This is a genomic window from Mesoplasma syrphidae (assembly GCF_002843565.1).
In the GTDB taxonomy this organism is placed as follows: domain Bacteria; phylum Bacillota_I; class Bacilli_A; order Mycoplasmatales; family Mycoplasmataceae; genus Tullyiplasma; species Tullyiplasma syrphidae.
In genome coordinates this window covers 372858-389332 of sequence record NZ_CP025257.1, presented here as the reverse complement: position 1 = coordinate 389332, position 16475 = coordinate 372858, and the positions used below count along the sequence as shown (strand labels likewise).

The following is a 16475-nucleotide window of genomic DNA, read 5'->3' as shown; positions in this document are numbered from 1 at the left end:
TCCTTTCTAACCGATTAGTATGTCTTTTAAAGTGATAATAATAAATAATCCAGCAAATAATAACGCTCCAATTGAATAGACCACTAGTTTAAACTTTTTATTTAATGGCTTTTTAGTAACAGCTTCTACACCATTTTCTAAAAAGCGATACCCGTCAAGTGGAGGAATTGGAATCATATTTAGCATAAATAAGTTTGCTGAAATCCCAGCCACATATAAGAAAAATGTTGTTGGTGAATCCATTACTGTCGCTGTTTGATTAGCCATTCCCAATGGTCCTGATAAGGCCTGAATATTACCAGTAAATAACATACCTAAGCCTTTTAGCAATGCAATTGACTGATCAAATGTTTCTTTTCATCCATAACCATAAGCACTTCCAACTGATTTGAAATATCTTGTAGGAGCAGCAACACCCATACTAATTTTATTTTGCTGTTTTCAAGCACTAATAATTTCTTGATCCTCGTCTTTATCAAGTTTATAAAATTCACTGTTATCGAGACTATAAACTTTTTGAACTTTTCCCGAATAGCGCTCAATTTCAACAAATGAGAACTTTAGTTGAAAACGCTCAAAATTCTCAGGATTATTGAACGCCTTATTTTTTAACTCCTCAATCAATGGATACACAATTTCTTTATAAGTAGGTCCTAAATCATTTACTTTATAATCTCGATAATGTTTAAAAGATTCTTGCTCATTTTCAAATCTAAATTCTCATCCCGTTATTGCATACTGTTGTGCATCAGGACTAAATCCTTTTCCTTCTTCACTAAGTTTATTGTTAATAACTTTATAAGCAATGCTATTGTCAGAAAATTTTTGTCCATAAAAATTCATATCATTTGTTTTATATCCATTGGCCATAAAAATTGTAGTAATTAAAAACATTGCAATAATAAAGTTCATTAACGGACCTGCAATAATGAATAAGGCTTTTTTTCAACGAGCAATATAATCAATTTTTCGACTATCAGGAATTTGCATTGCTTCTTCTTCTCGACCCAATGGTGGCTCAGCAGCATCAGAGGCAATTGAAACAAAACCACCAATTGGAATTAGTCGAATTGAGTATCAAGTTTCTTTACCCTTTTTGGTAAATAGTCGTGGTCCAAATCCCAAAGACAGCTCATAAACATAAGCTTTTGATAACTTTGCTACAACAAAATGGCCAAGCTCATGAAGCATAATCAAAAATAAAACTGCGATAATTCCTACAAAAAAAGCAATAATAATTAATCCTGTACTCATATGCTCTCCTTAATTTTTAGTTAACATTAATTCATGTCAGCAAAGTCAAAATATAAATCATAAAAAATACTAAATAAAATGAATCGAGTCTATCAAGTATTCCTCCATGACCAGGAATTAAATTAGAATAATCTTTAATTCCCAAATTACGTTTAATTGCACTAAACAAGAGATCACCTAATTGCCCAGTTATTGAGATAGCAACTGTCATAAAAATAAATATTAACACAGGTATTCATGCGGTTTCTGCATTAATAAGGGTATATAACACTCCAAATAATGGCGCAAATTTTTGAGTATCTTCAATAAACAACAGTGAAACTGAAAACGTTATTCCAATTAAAGTAGCAGCAGCAGTCCCAATAATTGCTCCTTCTCATGATTTATTTGGACTTATTCTTGGTGACAACTTATGCTTACCAAATTTTGAGCCTCCTAAGTATGCAAAAGTATCAGTAAAAATAATTGTGCACCAAATTCAAATTATGGCAGTAAAAGAATACGTTGGGGTATTGTCGGTTAGTTGAATAACATTGTTTTGATATATTTTGTTAACTGGTTCTAAATCAAATACAGTAGTCGTAGTTGGTTCAATATAAATAACCGATAAAGAAATAGTTGTAAAACCCTTCATCGCAAATACAATAATTAAAGTTATTGCAAAAATTAATAATCCTTGTTTGTAAGTTCCTCGTTTAAGTTGCGTAGGATCTTTGGCTGGTCGTTTTTCAGTTTTTCATCCAACAACTCATAATATTATAAAAACTAAAAGCAACACTAAAGTACAAATTACAGGACTACGCATTATGTTTAAAAGATTTTGATTAAGCCGATTATAATAAAATAAATCATTTAAGAATTCCATTTGGCCAAAGGGCCAAAAAAATAAAAACAAAGCGGTAATTATAAATAGTAATTGAACTCCTCATTTTTTAATTCCGACTGCTCTATTAAACTCATAAATACTTGCACCAATCAAACAGCAAGTTGATAATAAAGACAAATATCCAAAAATATTTGCTAATAAACTGCTTTCTCCTTGCTTACGATTAATTTCGGTATGCAAAATCGGAAGAAGCAAATAAATAATCATTAAAATAACTAAAAAAACTGCTGATATAAGACGAACTTGAAGATTAGTTTTTGCTTTTTTAGGAGTTAAACTAGATTCTTGAACTGTTTTTTTAGATGTTGAGTTCATTTTTTCCTCCTGCATGTAAAATATTTAAATTAATTTTAACATTTTTAGAGCTTATTTTGACATTCTAAAAAATATAAGCCCAGAACTTTTGTCTTTTAATATTATAAAGGAATTCAAAATAGAAAAAACCGAAAAAGTTCCGGTTTTATTTTTTTATTGGTGCTGAAAAACCACTTGCATATGATATTTATACAAATTTGGTAATTCTTTCTGAAATTATAGTTTTCTAATTAAATTACTTAACAATAATCAATTCACGTGGTGATGTTGTTAACATTTCATATCCATCAGATGTGACTAAAAGATCATCTTCAATTCTAACTCCTCCAACCCCTGGAATATAAATTCCTGGTTCTACGGTAATTGTCATGTTAGCTTCCAAAATTGTTTGCGAAACGCCATTTTCATAAGGCTCTTCATGAATTTCTACTCCGATACCATGTCCTAATCCATGATCAAAATATCCTTCATAACCCGCTTGAGCAATAAAATTGGCAACTTCACGGTGAATATCACCGGCATTTTGTTTTGCTTTAACTAAACTAATCCCCAAACTTTGAGCTTCATAAACTGTTTTGTAAATATCTAATAACTTCGGATCTGTGATTTCTCCAATTCCAAATGTACGAGTTTGATCTGAACAATATCCATTATAAAAACATCCCATGTCTAAAGTTACCAATTCTCCGATTGCCAATTTTTTGTCAGTAGGAACGGCATGTGGCATGCTGCCATTAACTCCACTTGCTACAATTGTGTCAAAGCTTAATTTGTCTGCTCCGTTAGCAAAGAAGCGATCACTAACAAAACGGGCTAATTCTAACTCTGTCATTCCAGGCTTAACAAACTGCAAAACCTCTTGGAAAACAGTATTTGTGATATCGCAAGCCGTTTTAATTTGAGTGATTTCTCAAAGTTCCTTCTCCATTCTTAGAGATGAACAATCAATTGGTACTAATGTTTGATTTGCAAAATTATTTTTAAATCCCAAGTACTGTTTATACATTACTCAGTCAGATTCAAATCCCAAAGTACTTACCTGGTCTTGCTCTAAAATTTTTAACATTTCTGCTCAAACATTTTTTCCAAAATGAATAATGTGATCAACATTTTGCAAATCTTTTTTGTTTTTGGCAGCTGTAATATAGCGACCATCTAAAAATAAGTATGAGCCTTTGCGAGTAACAATTAAATATCCCATTGATGAATGAAAACGTGAGTATCAATAACGATTTTCAGGGGCGTACAAGATAACTGCGTCAGTTTGTTTACTATCTAATAACTTAATAATTTTTTCATATTTTGTCATTACAACTAATCTCCTTTAAAATTTTGTTATTTATTTTGTTATTTATATTATAAAATAAAAAATAGTCTTTTGAAAAGACTATTTTTTTTGTTTATGAATTTCGTGTTTGTTGCAGTTTGAGCAGTATTTTGAAGCTTCAATTTTTTCTTTTTTCTTATCGTTTCTTCCAATGTAATTTTCATTTTTACATGCAGTACAACGTAAAATATATTTTTCGCGCATATTAACATTCACCTCTCTAAATTCATCATATTATTTTAAAATATTTTGCTATAAGCATTCTTTAGAAAAGTTTGCCTGCCTTTAAATAATATCAATTCCTAAACAATTATACAATAAAAACTAGTTTTTGTTCGATAAAATTTCCGAATATATTTTATTAAAATATTCTTTTTATGAACATGGCATTCACTCTTTTTTGTAGAGAGCTTACTTAATGACAGAATTCCAATTTAAAAATGTAATTATGTCATTTTTTATTAAAGCTTTTATAGTAAAATTATATAGATTATTTGTATTCGTCATTTTAGGAGGATTTATGAAAAAACTATTATCATTGCTAGGAGCAATCAGTTTAACGGCAACCGCTAGTTTAGCTGTCGTATCATGTACTAACTGAACTGATTATAATAACTTCACAAGTTGAATTAATGAAACAAAAGTTCAATATAAAGGTAACACCGCAGAAGTTACAAAGAAAGGCACATCAGCTGTAATTTACATTGGTTCAAAAGACAACGCTAGTTCACTTTCGTTTCAGGCAGCTGTTGAAGAATTTTTAGATCCTAAAGGACATGATTTTAATACTGGACTAAAAAATTTAAGTCAAAGTAATGAAGAGCTGGGTTGAGACATCAAAGTTGCTTCTGGAGAAACTAAAAATACTAACGATGACTCTGCTACCGACTGAGGAACAGCATCAGTTAAAAAAGAAAAACCTAAGAAAAAAAGTGCTTATTGAAGTCGCACTGCAATCAATGAAGATCAAAAATATGTTGTTGATAAGCAAAAACTTGATGGTAAGGTATCATTTAAATCAATCATCTTAGATGAAATGAGCGATCTTTGAACAAGTAAAAGTATGAAAAAAATTGTTAATGACGTAATCGAGGAAAATATTGCGCGATCACTTTTTTCTTCTAATAGTACCAGTGAATCAAAAGCAATTACTGAAAATGTTAATAAAATTTTATTGACATTAACAAATGTGAAAGGACCAGTTTTTTTAACAGTCAGAAATGGTGTTATTACTGGATTTGTAAATGGTTTTGAGTTATTCTATGAATTTAACCAAGGTGAATCTAAGGCAATTGATGATACTATTTTACCCAAGGAAGGTAAGGAAAAAAGAAAAAATGCTTTGCAGAGATTATTATCTGCTATCACTGAAGAACTAAATTCTAATATTGAAGATCATTTGATTCATAAAGATTCTCCAACTCTTTATGGTATGCAAACTGGAAAAGACATATTTACAACTTGAGATGAAGGAAGTTCGAACTTTGATAAAGACAAAAAAACAAAGCCTCGCCCATATCAATATAATTTAAGCGAAAATTATTTAAACAGTTTTAATAATTAGTTGATTAGTAAAAAAACTCACATAATGTGAGTTTTTTTATATTTTTTATAACGGTAAATCCTTATTTTTAAAAATATAAATTCCGCCTACAAATAATCCAATTGTCATTGCAAACAATCCAAGATCTTGAAACAGTCATGTTGTAACTTGAGATCCTTTAATGTTTGTTGGATCAAATAAACTTATTACTGAAAAGTATTTTAAAAACTCGATATGCAAAGTTTCAATCATTGACAAAGTTGTGAAGATAAAAAACATTGCCGGAATTCCTGCTCCACAAACAATTGATCAACCCGTTTTATTAAACAAGCATGAAAAGACTCATGCAATTCCAGCAAAGACAGTTGATAGTAAAGTTAAATTAAGCATTCACAGGGTTCAGTCTACATAGCTTAAACTAGCATTGGTTATTCCAATTAGACCATATCCAACAACTAAATAAACAATTCCACTTACAACAATTAATAAAGCAAACACAAATGCTTTTGAAGTTAGTATTTTAGTTCTTGATAAAGGTGTTGACAAATAGTATGCATATAACCTTTCTCAATTTCTCTAGCCACAATTTTGTTCCCCACAATTGCTGTAAAAATAATTGGAATTTCAATTCCAATTGAAGCAAAATACATCTTCCCCAAAACAATTGACACTTGCTCGCCATCAACTAAAAAGAAAAATATCGACATTAAAATAGCTGATATTAAAGTCAATACACTTCAAATTAGTCATGTTCCTTTAAGTGTATTTTTGATAATGTATTTATTAAGCATGTTGTTCTCCTTCCTCTTTGTAAAAATTCATGAAATATTTTTCTAAAGAAAAGGGATTCTCAGAAATCATTTCTATTTCATAGTTATTTAAATCTTTAACAAATTCGGGAACTTGGCCTGGTAAGACACTATAAGTAACACTATTCAATTCTTGCTTCAAAACTTTGTATTTTTTTAAGACATCATTACTTTTAAATACAACAGTGTAATAGCGTTCATTTTCTTGTCGCAATTTTTCTAGATCAAAGCTAGATACTATTTTACCACTTTTAATAATTGCCACATTATCACAAGTTTTTTCAATTTCTTCAAAAATATGTGAACTCATTAAAAATGTCGTTTTTTGCGACTTACGCTGATTAACTAAATTTATGAACTTTTGCTGCATTAATGGGTCCAATCCTGATGTTGGTTCATCCAAAATGATCAGCTGTGGATGGTGCATGAAGGCAATAATTAGACCCACTTTTTGCTTCATACCCTTAGACATTTTTTTGATTTTTTTATTTGGGTCAAATTCTCAATATTTGATTAGTTCCTCAACTTCATTTCAATTTGTTTGATTTCTTAAGTTATAAACCAACTTAATAAATTCAGTTCCTGTCATGAATTCAGGAAAGGCAATTTCTCCTGGCAAATAGCCTACTTGACTTTGAATTGTGGCAGCATCTTTTCAGCTACTGTAGTCAAAAACTTCGCAGCTCCCTTGATCAGGTTTGATGTAACCCATAATTGTTCTAATAGTTGTAGATTTTCCAGCTCCATTAGGACCTAAATATCCAAATACCTCTCCTTGATTAACACAAAGATCAATATTAAAAATTCCATATCCATTAGGATAAATTTTTGAAAGATTATTAATCTTAATAATCGGTGTTTTATGCTTCATACATATTATTCTCCTTCTTTAACTATAAAAAAATGAATAGCTATAAAGTCAAAACTCCCGTTTCATTTTTTTTTACAAATCCGTTTTAGTAAACTTTCATCAGCTAATAAAGGTAAAACAACGTGCTGCTGATGTCAATTCAATTTTGTAGTCCTAATTTGGGCTGCTAATAAATTCAATAAGATAAACAAAGATATCTCGCTAACTTCTTTGGTTTTTAGTTGAATTCCAATTAGACTTTTCAAAACTGTCATAACTCTTCATTTGACAACTCGCTTAATTGAAAGAAATACAAATAATCCAATTACTAAAGCAATTACAGTCATTATTGAAAAAGCAATTGCAAATGTTTCTAAAAATAAAAGTCTTTGTATTATTTCTGCTTCTCCCTCCTTAATCAAAAGAGTCGTTTGTCATTGCAACAATAAAAAGGAAGGAATTGAAATTGTGTAAATATTACAAAGACTTTCAACTTTAAGATTAGCTTTTAGATTGTAAGTTGAAATACTCAAAAAAGCCGTGCGGGCATTTTTATATATTTCCTTAAGTTGGATAAGCAAAAATATCACATTAAACTGAATATAGAATCAAATTAAAATAATTTCAGTTTTCTGATCTAGCAAAATTATTTTAAAGAAGATATTTGCCACAATTGAAGATGAAAAAAATATATATGACAAAAAAATAAATAACTTTAAACAGGTTAGTTTTTTCATGATTTGCCTCATCTCATAATTTTATAAATTATAATACATCTTTGACTTAATTACATTTAAGTTAATAATAAATTGCTAAAATGCGAAGTGACGCAAAAAAAATAACCCAGAGGTTACTCAAAATTCAAATGGTCCCCAAGGCCGGACTTGAACCGGCACGGGATATAAAGCCCGTTGGATTTTAAGTCCAATGCGTCTACCTGTTCCGCCACTTGGGGATAAAAATCCTAATAAAAAATGGTGACTCGTCGGGGATTCGAACCCCGGACCCACTGGTTAAAAGCCAGTTGCTCTACCGGCTGAGCTAACGAGTCGAAAATAAGTGGTTGGGCTAGCAGGATTCGAACCGGCGCATGAAGGAGTCAAAGTCCTTTGCCTTACCGCTTGGCTATAGCCCAATAAAAAAATGGTGGAAGGGGAGGGATTCGAACCCCCGAACCGAAAGGAAGTGGGTTACAGCCACCCGCGTTTAGCCTCTTCGCTACCCTTCCATATTTATAATGGTGCTGACTAAAGGACTTGAACCTTCGACCTATTGATTACTAGTCAATTGCTCTACCAGCTGAGCTAAGTCAGCATATATTTACTGTTTCCTTGAAAGCAAGGACATAAATAATTTTACATTAGATTAATGTCTTTTGTCAACCTTTTTTTACATAATTTGGAAAAACCAATTACTCATTAATTATCATTTATTTTTGATAGTATTTCAAGACTAATTTTATAGAAAAAATAAAAAATCGCTGATTTTAATCAACGATTTTGAAAAGATCTTTAAAAGATTTCTTCTTTTTATTTTTTTGACTTTCTTCTTTTTGTTTAATATCTTTTTCTAAGGCTTTGATATCTTTTTTAGAAAGTTTTTTAAGTTCATAACGCATTGGCTCATGTTCTCATTTTTGCATATTGGCAACAACTTCCTTACGAACGTTTTTTGTTAAATCCTCTGTTTTTAAAGAAATATGTTTAGCTGGCATAATTGGTTTACCAAAAACAACTTTAATTTCTACACGTTTAGGGCGCTTTTCAGCAAATACTTGATGCGAATTGATTATTGTGACTGGCACAACTGGCGCGTTTGCCATTTGGGCAACTTTTAAGGCTGCAGCATGAAATTCACCAATTTCTTGAGTTCCACTACGAGTTCCTTCCGGAAAAATTACTAAAGAACGTTTGTAATCGACTACCAAATCTTTTGCTTCTTTAAAAGCTGTAAGTGCTGAGCGAGGACTTCTACGATCTAATGGAACACAATCAATTAAACGAACAAATGCTCCATAATTTTTATCATCTCACAATTCTTCTTTGGCAATAAATGCTAATGGTTGTTGACGACTAAAGTCATTAATAGCGATTAAAATCGCCGGATCAATATTTGATTGATGATTAGGGGCTAAAATAACCCCACGATCTAATCAATTTTCAATTCCTTCAATCTTAATATCAACATTCAGCGTAAATAAAACCTTATTGACGGCCTTTTTAACTCATTGATAACGGTACTCTTCAGAATATGTGTTTGGGTCATTACGATTTTTTTTAACTATTTTTTTTGACTTACGTGAAATACGTCATAGTGGTCATCACATAAATAACATTTTAGCTTTACTAAAATTTGCTTTCTCTTTTGGTTTACCAGCTTCATCATCAATAACAGCTGTAGTGCTGTTTGATTCGTTTGATGGTTTCATTAATTTTGCTTCTTCTTTAAGTTCTGAGTTTGTTTCAACAATTGTTGCTGTTTCCACTTCTAAATCTTTAACTTCTAAATTATTCTCTTTAATAGCTTGTTTTGCCATTTTGTACCCTCTTATATATTTCTACGGTAAATTCCTCATAATCATTTTGCCTTACCTTACTAAACTTATTGTAATTGAATTGAGGCATATATACATCCCCTAAATATGGTTTTTTAATAATACTACGTAATAATTCATCACAATTATCAAAAAATATTTGAAACACTTGTGCTCCACCGATTACATACAGATCTTGATCAGGATTATGTAAGTACTTATCAATTAGTATTTGTGGATCTTTTATAAACACCAAATTTTCATTAGCATTTTTTTCAAAACGACTGGGCTCACGTGTCAAAACATAATTTAAGCGATTTTTTAGTGCTTTTGAACCCATACCAACAAATGTAGCTGAACCCATTAATACTGCTTGGTTTAAAGTCGTTTTACGAAAGTAATCCATTTCACTTTTAATCGATCAAGGAAGCTTGTTTTCTTTGCCAATGACTCCATCACAGGTTTGAGCTCAAATTAATTTAATCATCTTCTCTCACCGCCATTCCTACTGCATAGTTTGTTTCATGTGATATTGAAACATGAATTGCTTCCATTCCTGGTGTTAAAATTACTGGTCTCTTATTATGATACCCAATGTCAATTAAAGTTGGTGAGATTCAAATATCTAAAGTCTTAATAATTGCCTCTTTAACTGCTCACCGACCAGCTGCAAATTCCAGTTTTCGTTGCTCATTTTCAAATGACTCAATTATTAGCAACTCTTTAGCTGACAAAAATTTTTCCAAAAAAACCTGTGTTAATTTAATGCGCGAATTTTCAACAATATCAATTCCAATTTTTTTTATCATATTTTCACCTGATATTATTTTATCATTTACCTATCTAAAGTATGAGCTAATGTTAAATGTTTTGGCGATTAAAATAAAAACCTTAGCATCAACTAAGGTCTTGTCTTTATTAATTGTTTTCTTCAACTTCAGCCACTTTTGTAGAGTTTTTTAGTTGACGCTTATTTTCATAGCGAACTTTTAAAAATCCTAAAACAAAAACTCCTGCTGCAACCAAAATCATTAGTAATGGTCTTCAAATTGCTGAGAAAACTGTTTTATACTGTTCTCATTGATTTAATGGATAAATTACCATTAAATAAATTGAACCTACTAAAGTTATTATCGCAGTTATAATACTTAAGCTCATAAAAATTCAAAAAGTTACATTATTATAAATACGAACATATTTTTTATCAGAATAGCGTAATTTAATTACAGAAGCATCTAACAAGAGTTTTAAAACCGTAGTTGCTAAGGCAAATGATGAAATAATCTGTGTAACATCGTTGAAAATAATATAAAAGATTGCAATTGTGCTTAATAAAATAATTGCCATATATGGTTGATTAGATTTTGAGTAAATTCTTCCAAAAACTGCATGTGCATCACCAGATTCAGCAAGCTTATGAATTAAACGCGATTGAAACATTAAGAAGGCATTGATTGATCCAACGAATAAGAAAATAGCCATAATGTTAAAGGTTAATTTTGCCCAATCTGGAATATTTAAAGCACCCAATGAAGTACCATTCATTGGTAAGTCACCCGCTGTTTTTGCTAGTGACAATAACGCAATTCCATAGGCCACATAAATTACTAATACAATTAAAACAGCTCCAATAATTGTTAGCGGAACAGTTTTTTTAGGGTTTTCGATTTCAGCTGTTATGTATGTTGGAAACTCATGACCTGAATAAGCAAATCCAGTGTATGTAATTGCCGGAATTAATAGCGCTGCTGAAACATAAGCTTTTCCCAAATCATTATTGATATTTTCATTACTTAATAACCCATCTTTTGATCCAAATATCAATGCTAAAATAAACACTAAAAGAATTGGTAAAGCCTTAGCCACTAAAAAAATAAATTGCGTGTACTTTGAACTGTTACGAATCAAAATTTGAATTGCCCCCATAACTATTAAAATAGCGATTGCTAAAAACTTTGTAAAGTAAATATTTTTAATCCCAGATATTTCACCAACAATTCCCGCCATTGCTGAACAAGAACCTGCCAATGAAGTTGCTGAAACGAATAATACTAAAACTCAGCCAAATCAAAATGCTAAAATTTTTCAGTTGCACTTTTTAATTCAGGCATAAGCTCCTCCACTTTCCTGATAGGCAATTGAAGGTTCAATCATTATCATTGCCTCTGGTATTACAATCATAGCTCCCAATACTCATGCTAGAATCATTAAAATTGGGTTTTGATTAGCTAAACTAAATACCATATTGAACGAAATAATAATACTTGATCCAACTATTGCAGTTAATGTTGATGCCAATACAGTTCAAAAACCATACTTTTTACTTAATCTCATTATTTTTCTCCCATTTGTTACCAAATTCTAAAGTTTTAGTCTTATATAATTCATAGTGTTTTGCAATTACTGCGACGTGATTTGCATCAGGCGGAGTTCAAATTTCGCTTTGAATATTAGTCTCATATAATCGTTTTTTGTCATACATTTCTTGACTCATTCATCATGGAACAAAAGTATCCTTTTGACCATGAATAAATAAAATTGGAACTTCAGAGCACCTTTTCATTCCCTTTGTTAGATTGTATTTGTTTTGATTAGTTTTGGTTTCCTTACTAAATTTTTTTGTAAACTGGTACCCCTCGATTCATCAACAATTATGAAAAAAGTTATTTTCAATAAAATATCGATATTGCTGTTTAAGTGAACTAAATCCGCAATCAGCAACGACTCAATTAATCTTATTTTTATATTTACCTATTTGACTATATAAAACGCTTGTTGATGCTCCCATACTATTGCCAATTAATCCAATTGATTGAGGGCTATATGTTTTTTGCAAATGCTCAATTAAACAGTCAATAATTTCAACTGAAGACATTCCAATATCTGTTTTATCTCCATATGTTAAACCATGAGCAAAGGCATCAAATGTCAAAATATTATAGCCTTGTTGATAATAATGAAACACTAATCGCAAAGCTAAATATTTGTCTTCTGTTCAGCCATGAAGACCAATGACTCACTTATTTGACTTAGAGTTTTTTGCAACTAACGCACTAATTGGTCCTTTGGCAGTTGCCAATTCCAAAGTTTCCAGATCATTATTTTCAAAAGTTTTTACCATCATATATTTGCTTTTTAAATCATCAAAATGATACTGTAAATTATTTGAAAAAATTACGGTTCCATCTTCATTAATTCATTTACCATTGCGGGGATAGTTGTAGCAAAAAGTTTTATATTTTTCAAAATTAATTTTTGCCTTACTTTTAATAGTCTTATAATTTCAAATTGTTTTAGTAATAATTGTTAAATTATACAAATAGTGTTTTTTTTTCATTATAACTCCTATAGTTTATAAATATCTTTTATAGTTTTAGTAGCTTTTGATATCAATATTCTTATTCAATTTCTTATACAAAATAATCTTATCACTTTGAACTATTATTAAATAATTAAAAGATATACATTTGTAAAAATTTCTAAGATAAAATAAAAAGGATTACGAAACTACAGGGACATCAAATATAAAAGCTATTCAAAAAAAAAAAAAAAAACTTAAAAAGCATAGACCTATTAATCTATGCTTTTTAAGTTTTAAATTTTATAGACATTCATTTCTTTATGATCTTTTCTTTATATTTTTCGACGCATTTTGCTTAACTTCACTCAAATTTAAATATACTAATAATTTTAATTGCGTATTGTCTAAATCATTAATATTAAATGGAAAACAAATTCTAGTTCGGATTAAAAAAATTTAAATTTGCTAAACTTTAATATTTTAATAAAGCAGTCCTTATATATTTTTTAATTAAGGATTATATTCTAAACTTAAATAAAAATACTTATTTATCAAATAAAAATTCTAACAATTTGTTTTCATCTTCTAAATTAGAATCGATATTTTTTCTAAATAAAATTTCATCTTCTTTTCAAAAACCGTTACAAAACTTTAACATGTATGAAAAAATTTTTTCAATTAATTCATACATTACTTGTTCATCATTAGTATTTTGGTATCTCTTAACAAGAGTGAATAATTCACTTTCATTTGTTTGCATCATTTCAAATGCAAGTTTAAATTTGCCTGGCTGAATTTTTCTTGTAATCATATAAAATTCAACAAATGTAATAAAACCGACATTGAACAAATATTTAATTGTTAAATCATTTTTATTTAACCGTTTTAATAGTTTATATTTTATGTGAGTAAATTTATAACGATATTTATTAATAACTAATTTATTATCAAATAAGCGATTATGATTACTATGCTCTATAAAGTAATTTAAAGCTTTTTGGACTTCATTATTAGTATCATGAATAATAACGCCGTCTAAATGCATCAAATCAAAAACATTAGTAATTGGTTTATAGAATTGATCAATAGTTTTAATCATACAATCAACAGGTATTTTTTTAATAAAAAAATGTAAACCCATTATATTATTACTTATATTTTGATCTATAATTACTGTTAAATCATAGTCACCAATTTCATTAATATTTTCATTTAGATAGTTTCTACTTCCGCACTGAATAATTCCAATAATATTTTTGTTCCTCTTGAATGTTTTAATCAAATCTTCAATACTTTCAAAATTTAACTTTTTAAACATAATATTCTTTCTCCATAATTTATTAAATTATATTCTTTAATATTTGGTTCAGTAGTTCTTTTATCAATTTCAGCATTTATATATTCTACTATTTATTTAAATTGATATTTGAGTTTTGCTTTAATTTTTTAACTTTTTTCTATTCATTAATACGCTTGTTTTCATAGACTTTTACACCACTCAAACTATCAAAAGCATATTTCTCATATAACAAAATTCATTTAATTAATGACTAATATAAAATCTAATATAAAATATTTTCGCATGTTAAGAAATCCTCTGCCTCAACTCTTAATTATTTAAAATCTAATATTAATATTTCTTTTTAGATAAGAAATAACTTTCTGTTCATAATAAAAACTTCACTTCCAATATGACTTTAATTCACTATTATCATGAATCTAATTATATGCTTCGAAAAAGGTTATTTAACAGTTTTCTTTAAAGTTAAAAGAAAATTTTAAAAGTTTGTCTTTTCTACTTACTATTTTAGTAATACTCTAGCAGATTATTTTTGTTTTACTTTAATTGTTATTTCCAAGTTTGGAAGCTGATCATAAGAAATTTTTGCAGCATCCAACATTTTTCGAGAAGCAATAAATTCCTTCTCATTATGATATTTGTCATCAATAAAATAAATTCGATTAATTCCGGCTTGAATAATAATTTTTGTACATTCATTACAAGGAAACAATGTCACATAAACATCACATCCAGTTAAATCTGTTCTCGCACTCACAATTGCATTTAGCTCCGCATGAGCAACATACGGATACTTTAAATTTCCTCAATCCTCACCAGAATTTATTCATGGAAATTCATCATCATTAATCCCTCGAGGAAATCCGTTATAACCTGTTGAAATAATTTGGTTTAGTTTATTAACAATAACGGCGCCAACTTGAGTTGAAGGATCTTTACTTCGCATTGCACTCGCTTTGGCAACAGTCATAAAATAAGGCTTTCATGATAAGTAATCTGTTCTTTTGTTAGACATCTTACATTACCTCCTAAAATGGTTTTCTTCCTATTTGAATAATATTTTTAGCATCATAATATAAAATGCTTCTTCAACCAATACGTTGGGAAATTGCATTATTGCCATCAATTCCACCAAATATATTGTGGTTAGCATAATATTTTAATGTTATTGCGACTCTCATATCCATTGCGGGAATATAGCTATCTACTAATAAAAATACTAAACTAGTGACAAAAATACCCACAATAATTGCTACCATAACTCCATGAGTTCAATTATATTTATCTTTTGGTTTAACCAATCCTGAAAAAGCAGATCCTAATACAATTGCAACCCCATTAACTAAAAAGTCCTGAGCATCTCCCATTACAAAAGAAAAAATTATAATTAAGACCAATGGTCAAACTGATTTTAATTTTGAAAATTTAGCAGTAATTGTACGATCACCTGATGTATTCATTAGTAACATTCCGCAAATAATCGATAAGATTGGTAGCATTCCACCAGTAATAGTTGCAGGTAAAGTTGTTGATGCCAAAAATCCAGTCAAGATGTAAGCAGGAACAAAAGCTGCAATCATTCGGTATGAACCCATACGTGTTTCGGTAATCTTTGTTGTCAAAAATATCGTTGACCCGATAAAGAAAATGAACAGCATAATTAAAATAATATTAGAAGAATGTGGCGCTAGACCATAGGTAAAAATTCTTCATCACTGCCCACCAAGAATTGTCAATGAGTATGTTGTTCCACCAAAAATTAAAGTAACAGTCTTTGAATATTGATTTAGCTCAACAGCTTCGCTACTTGACGCTGTAAATATTGCTATTAAGGACAACACTATTGGCGTAACTACAAATAAAAATAAAATAGCTCAACTAGTCGTTACCCTATTAGTTTTAAGAGCAGCAACGAATTTGCTTAAAGTTTCCTGATTTGCTTTTTCATCTTCAACAATTGGTTCAACAACAGTTCCATTTTTAGATTTGGTAAATTCGACTAAGCCAATATTTGGAAAAAACTCCAGTAAAATTTCTTTAACATTTTTTTGATTAGTTACTACTTTAACTTCATCAGCAAATTTAACAACTTCTGGTGTCTCATTATTAATAATTATTTTCAACATTTTGATTTTATGACGATCATTTATCTTGGCTTTTTTACTAATTGTCATTGCTTCAGAATTTGCCTTCAAATCAAAGTCATGTTCACTGATAACAATCATTCCATATTCATGATTTTTATGAATTAAAAAAACTAATCCATCCGTAACTTTTGAATTAATGGCCTTATACTTTTCAACTTTAGTTAAAAATTTAACTAAACTTGTTTTAATTTCACTGTAAGTAAAATCCAT

The 16475-nt window shown here is 29.5% G+C and carries 17 protein-coding genes and 5 tRNA genes; 1 reads left to right on the top strand and 21 read right to left on the bottom strand.

All coding sequences use genetic code 4. The annotated features are described in order from the left end of the window. Positions 1-6: 6 nt before the first annotated feature. The 4 genes from CXP39_RS01645 to rpmG all read right to left on the bottom strand — a co-directional run bounded on the left by CXP39_RS01645 (position 7) and on the right by rpmG (position 3986). A complete protein-coding gene (locus CXP39_RS01645) occupies positions 7-1254 on the bottom strand; it encodes a M50 family metallopeptidase (protein WP_027048148.1) in 1248 nt (415 codons plus the stop codon). Positions 1255-1270: 16 nt separating this feature from the next. Next, positions 1271-2455 carry a phosphatidate cytidylyltransferase gene (locus tag CXP39_RS01640; protein WP_051591862.1) on the bottom strand — a complete coding sequence of 395 codons (1185 nt, stop codon included), beginning with the start codon at positions 2453-2455 and terminating at the stop codon, positions 1271-1273. A gap of 235 nt (positions 2456-2690) precedes the next feature. Next, the gene (locus CXP39_RS01635) at positions 2691-3764 is read right to left on the bottom strand and encodes a M24 family metallopeptidase (protein WP_027048149.1); all 1074 of its coding nucleotides are present in this window, start codon (positions 3762-3764) and stop codon (positions 2691-2693) included. 78 nt (positions 3765-3842) lie between these two features. Next, positions 3843-3986: a 50S ribosomal protein L33 gene (gene rpmG, locus CXP39_RS01630; protein ID WP_027048150.1), complete on the bottom strand. Its 144-nt coding sequence runs from the start codon at positions 3984-3986 to the stop codon at positions 3843-3845. A gap of 316 nt (positions 3987-4302) precedes the next feature. Here rpmG and CXP39_RS01625 point away from each other — a divergent pair, with 316 nt between their 5' ends. Further along, a complete protein-coding gene (locus CXP39_RS01625; protein ID WP_027048151.1) occupies positions 4303-5346 on the top strand; it encodes a lipoprotein in 1044 nt (347 codons plus the stop codon). A gap of 45 nt (positions 5347-5391) precedes the next feature. On the opposite strand, the gene CXP39_RS01620 is transcribed toward CXP39_RS01625, so the two are convergent. The 17 genes from CXP39_RS01620 to CXP39_RS01540 all read right to left on the bottom strand — a co-directional run bounded on the left by CXP39_RS01620 (position 5392) and on the right by CXP39_RS01540 (position 16475). Then, a complete protein-coding gene (locus tag CXP39_RS01620; protein ID WP_101305123.1) occupies positions 5392-5823 on the bottom strand; it encodes a hypothetical protein in 432 nt (143 codons plus the stop codon). A 14-nt stretch (positions 5824-5837) separates the two neighbouring features. Next, entirely contained in the window at positions 5838-6116 is a 279-nt protein-coding gene (locus CXP39_RS01615; RefSeq protein WP_027048153.1) for a hypothetical protein, read from the bottom strand. Beyond that, complete coding sequence (locus CXP39_RS01610) at positions 6109-7005, bottom strand: ABC transporter ATP-binding protein (protein WP_027048154.1); 897 nt, start codon at positions 7003-7005, stop codon at positions 6109-6111. The genes CXP39_RS01615 and CXP39_RS01610 overlap by 8 nt, the downstream gene beginning before the upstream one ends. Before the next feature lie 5 nt (positions 7006-7010). Further along, positions 7011-7721, bottom strand: coding sequence for a hypothetical protein (locus CXP39_RS01605; RefSeq protein WP_027048155.1), 711 nt, complete (start codon positions 7719-7721; stop codon positions 7011-7013). 129 nt (positions 7722-7850) lie between these two features. Then, positions 7851-7939: transfer RNA gene (locus tag CXP39_RS01600), tRNA-Leu, on the bottom strand. A 20-nt stretch (positions 7940-7959) separates the two neighbouring features. Continuing rightward, positions 7960-8035, bottom strand: a tRNA-Lys gene (locus tag CXP39_RS01595). A 9-nt stretch (positions 8036-8044) separates the two neighbouring features. Beyond that, positions 8045-8119 (bottom strand) — tRNA-Gln (locus tag CXP39_RS01590). A gap of 9 nt (positions 8120-8128) precedes the next feature. Beyond that, positions 8129-8212: transfer RNA gene (locus CXP39_RS01585), tRNA-Tyr, on the bottom strand. 10 nt (positions 8213-8222) lie between these two features. Continuing rightward, positions 8223-8298: transfer RNA gene (locus CXP39_RS01580), tRNA-Thr, on the bottom strand. A 172-nt stretch (positions 8299-8470) separates the two neighbouring features. Next, positions 8471-9520, bottom strand: coding sequence for a lysophospholipid acyltransferase family protein (locus CXP39_RS01575; RefSeq protein WP_084497558.1), 1050 nt, complete (start codon positions 9518-9520; stop codon positions 8471-8473). After that, positions 9501-10004 carry a dihydrofolate reductase gene (locus tag CXP39_RS01570; RefSeq protein WP_027048157.1) on the bottom strand — a complete coding sequence of 168 codons (504 nt, stop codon included), beginning with the start codon at positions 10002-10004 and terminating at the stop codon, positions 9501-9503. The genes CXP39_RS01575 and CXP39_RS01570 overlap by 20 nt, the downstream gene beginning before the upstream one ends. Further along, positions 9997-10326, bottom strand: coding sequence for a holo-ACP synthase (locus CXP39_RS01565; protein ID WP_027048158.1), 330 nt, complete (start codon positions 10324-10326; stop codon positions 9997-9999). Before CXP39_RS01565 ends, CXP39_RS01570 begins: the two co-directional genes overlap by 8 nt. Positions 10327-10435: 109 nt before the next feature. Further along, positions 10436-11851, bottom strand: coding sequence for an amino acid permease (locus tag CXP39_RS01560; protein ID WP_027048159.1), 1416 nt, complete (start codon positions 11849-11851; stop codon positions 10436-10438). After that, positions 11838-12854 carry an alpha/beta hydrolase gene (locus CXP39_RS01555; RefSeq protein WP_051591863.1) on the bottom strand — a complete coding sequence of 339 codons (1017 nt, stop codon included), beginning with the start codon at positions 12852-12854 and terminating at the stop codon, positions 11838-11840. The genes CXP39_RS01560 and CXP39_RS01555 overlap by 14 nt, the downstream gene beginning before the upstream one ends. A gap of 508 nt (positions 12855-13362) precedes the next feature. Further along, positions 13363-14136: a hypothetical protein gene (locus CXP39_RS03995; RefSeq protein WP_027048160.1), complete on the bottom strand. Its 774-nt coding sequence runs from the start codon at positions 14134-14136 to the stop codon at positions 13363-13365. Between the two features lie 508 nt (positions 14137-14644). Continuing rightward, complete coding sequence (locus tag CXP39_RS01545; RefSeq protein ID WP_084497566.1) at positions 14645-15088, bottom strand: deoxycytidylate deaminase; 444 nt, start codon at positions 15086-15088, stop codon at positions 14645-14647. Positions 15089-15146: 58 nt separating this feature from the next. Then, entirely contained in the window at positions 15147-16475 is a 1329-nt protein-coding gene (locus CXP39_RS01540; RefSeq protein WP_027048162.1) for a rhomboid family protein, read from the bottom strand.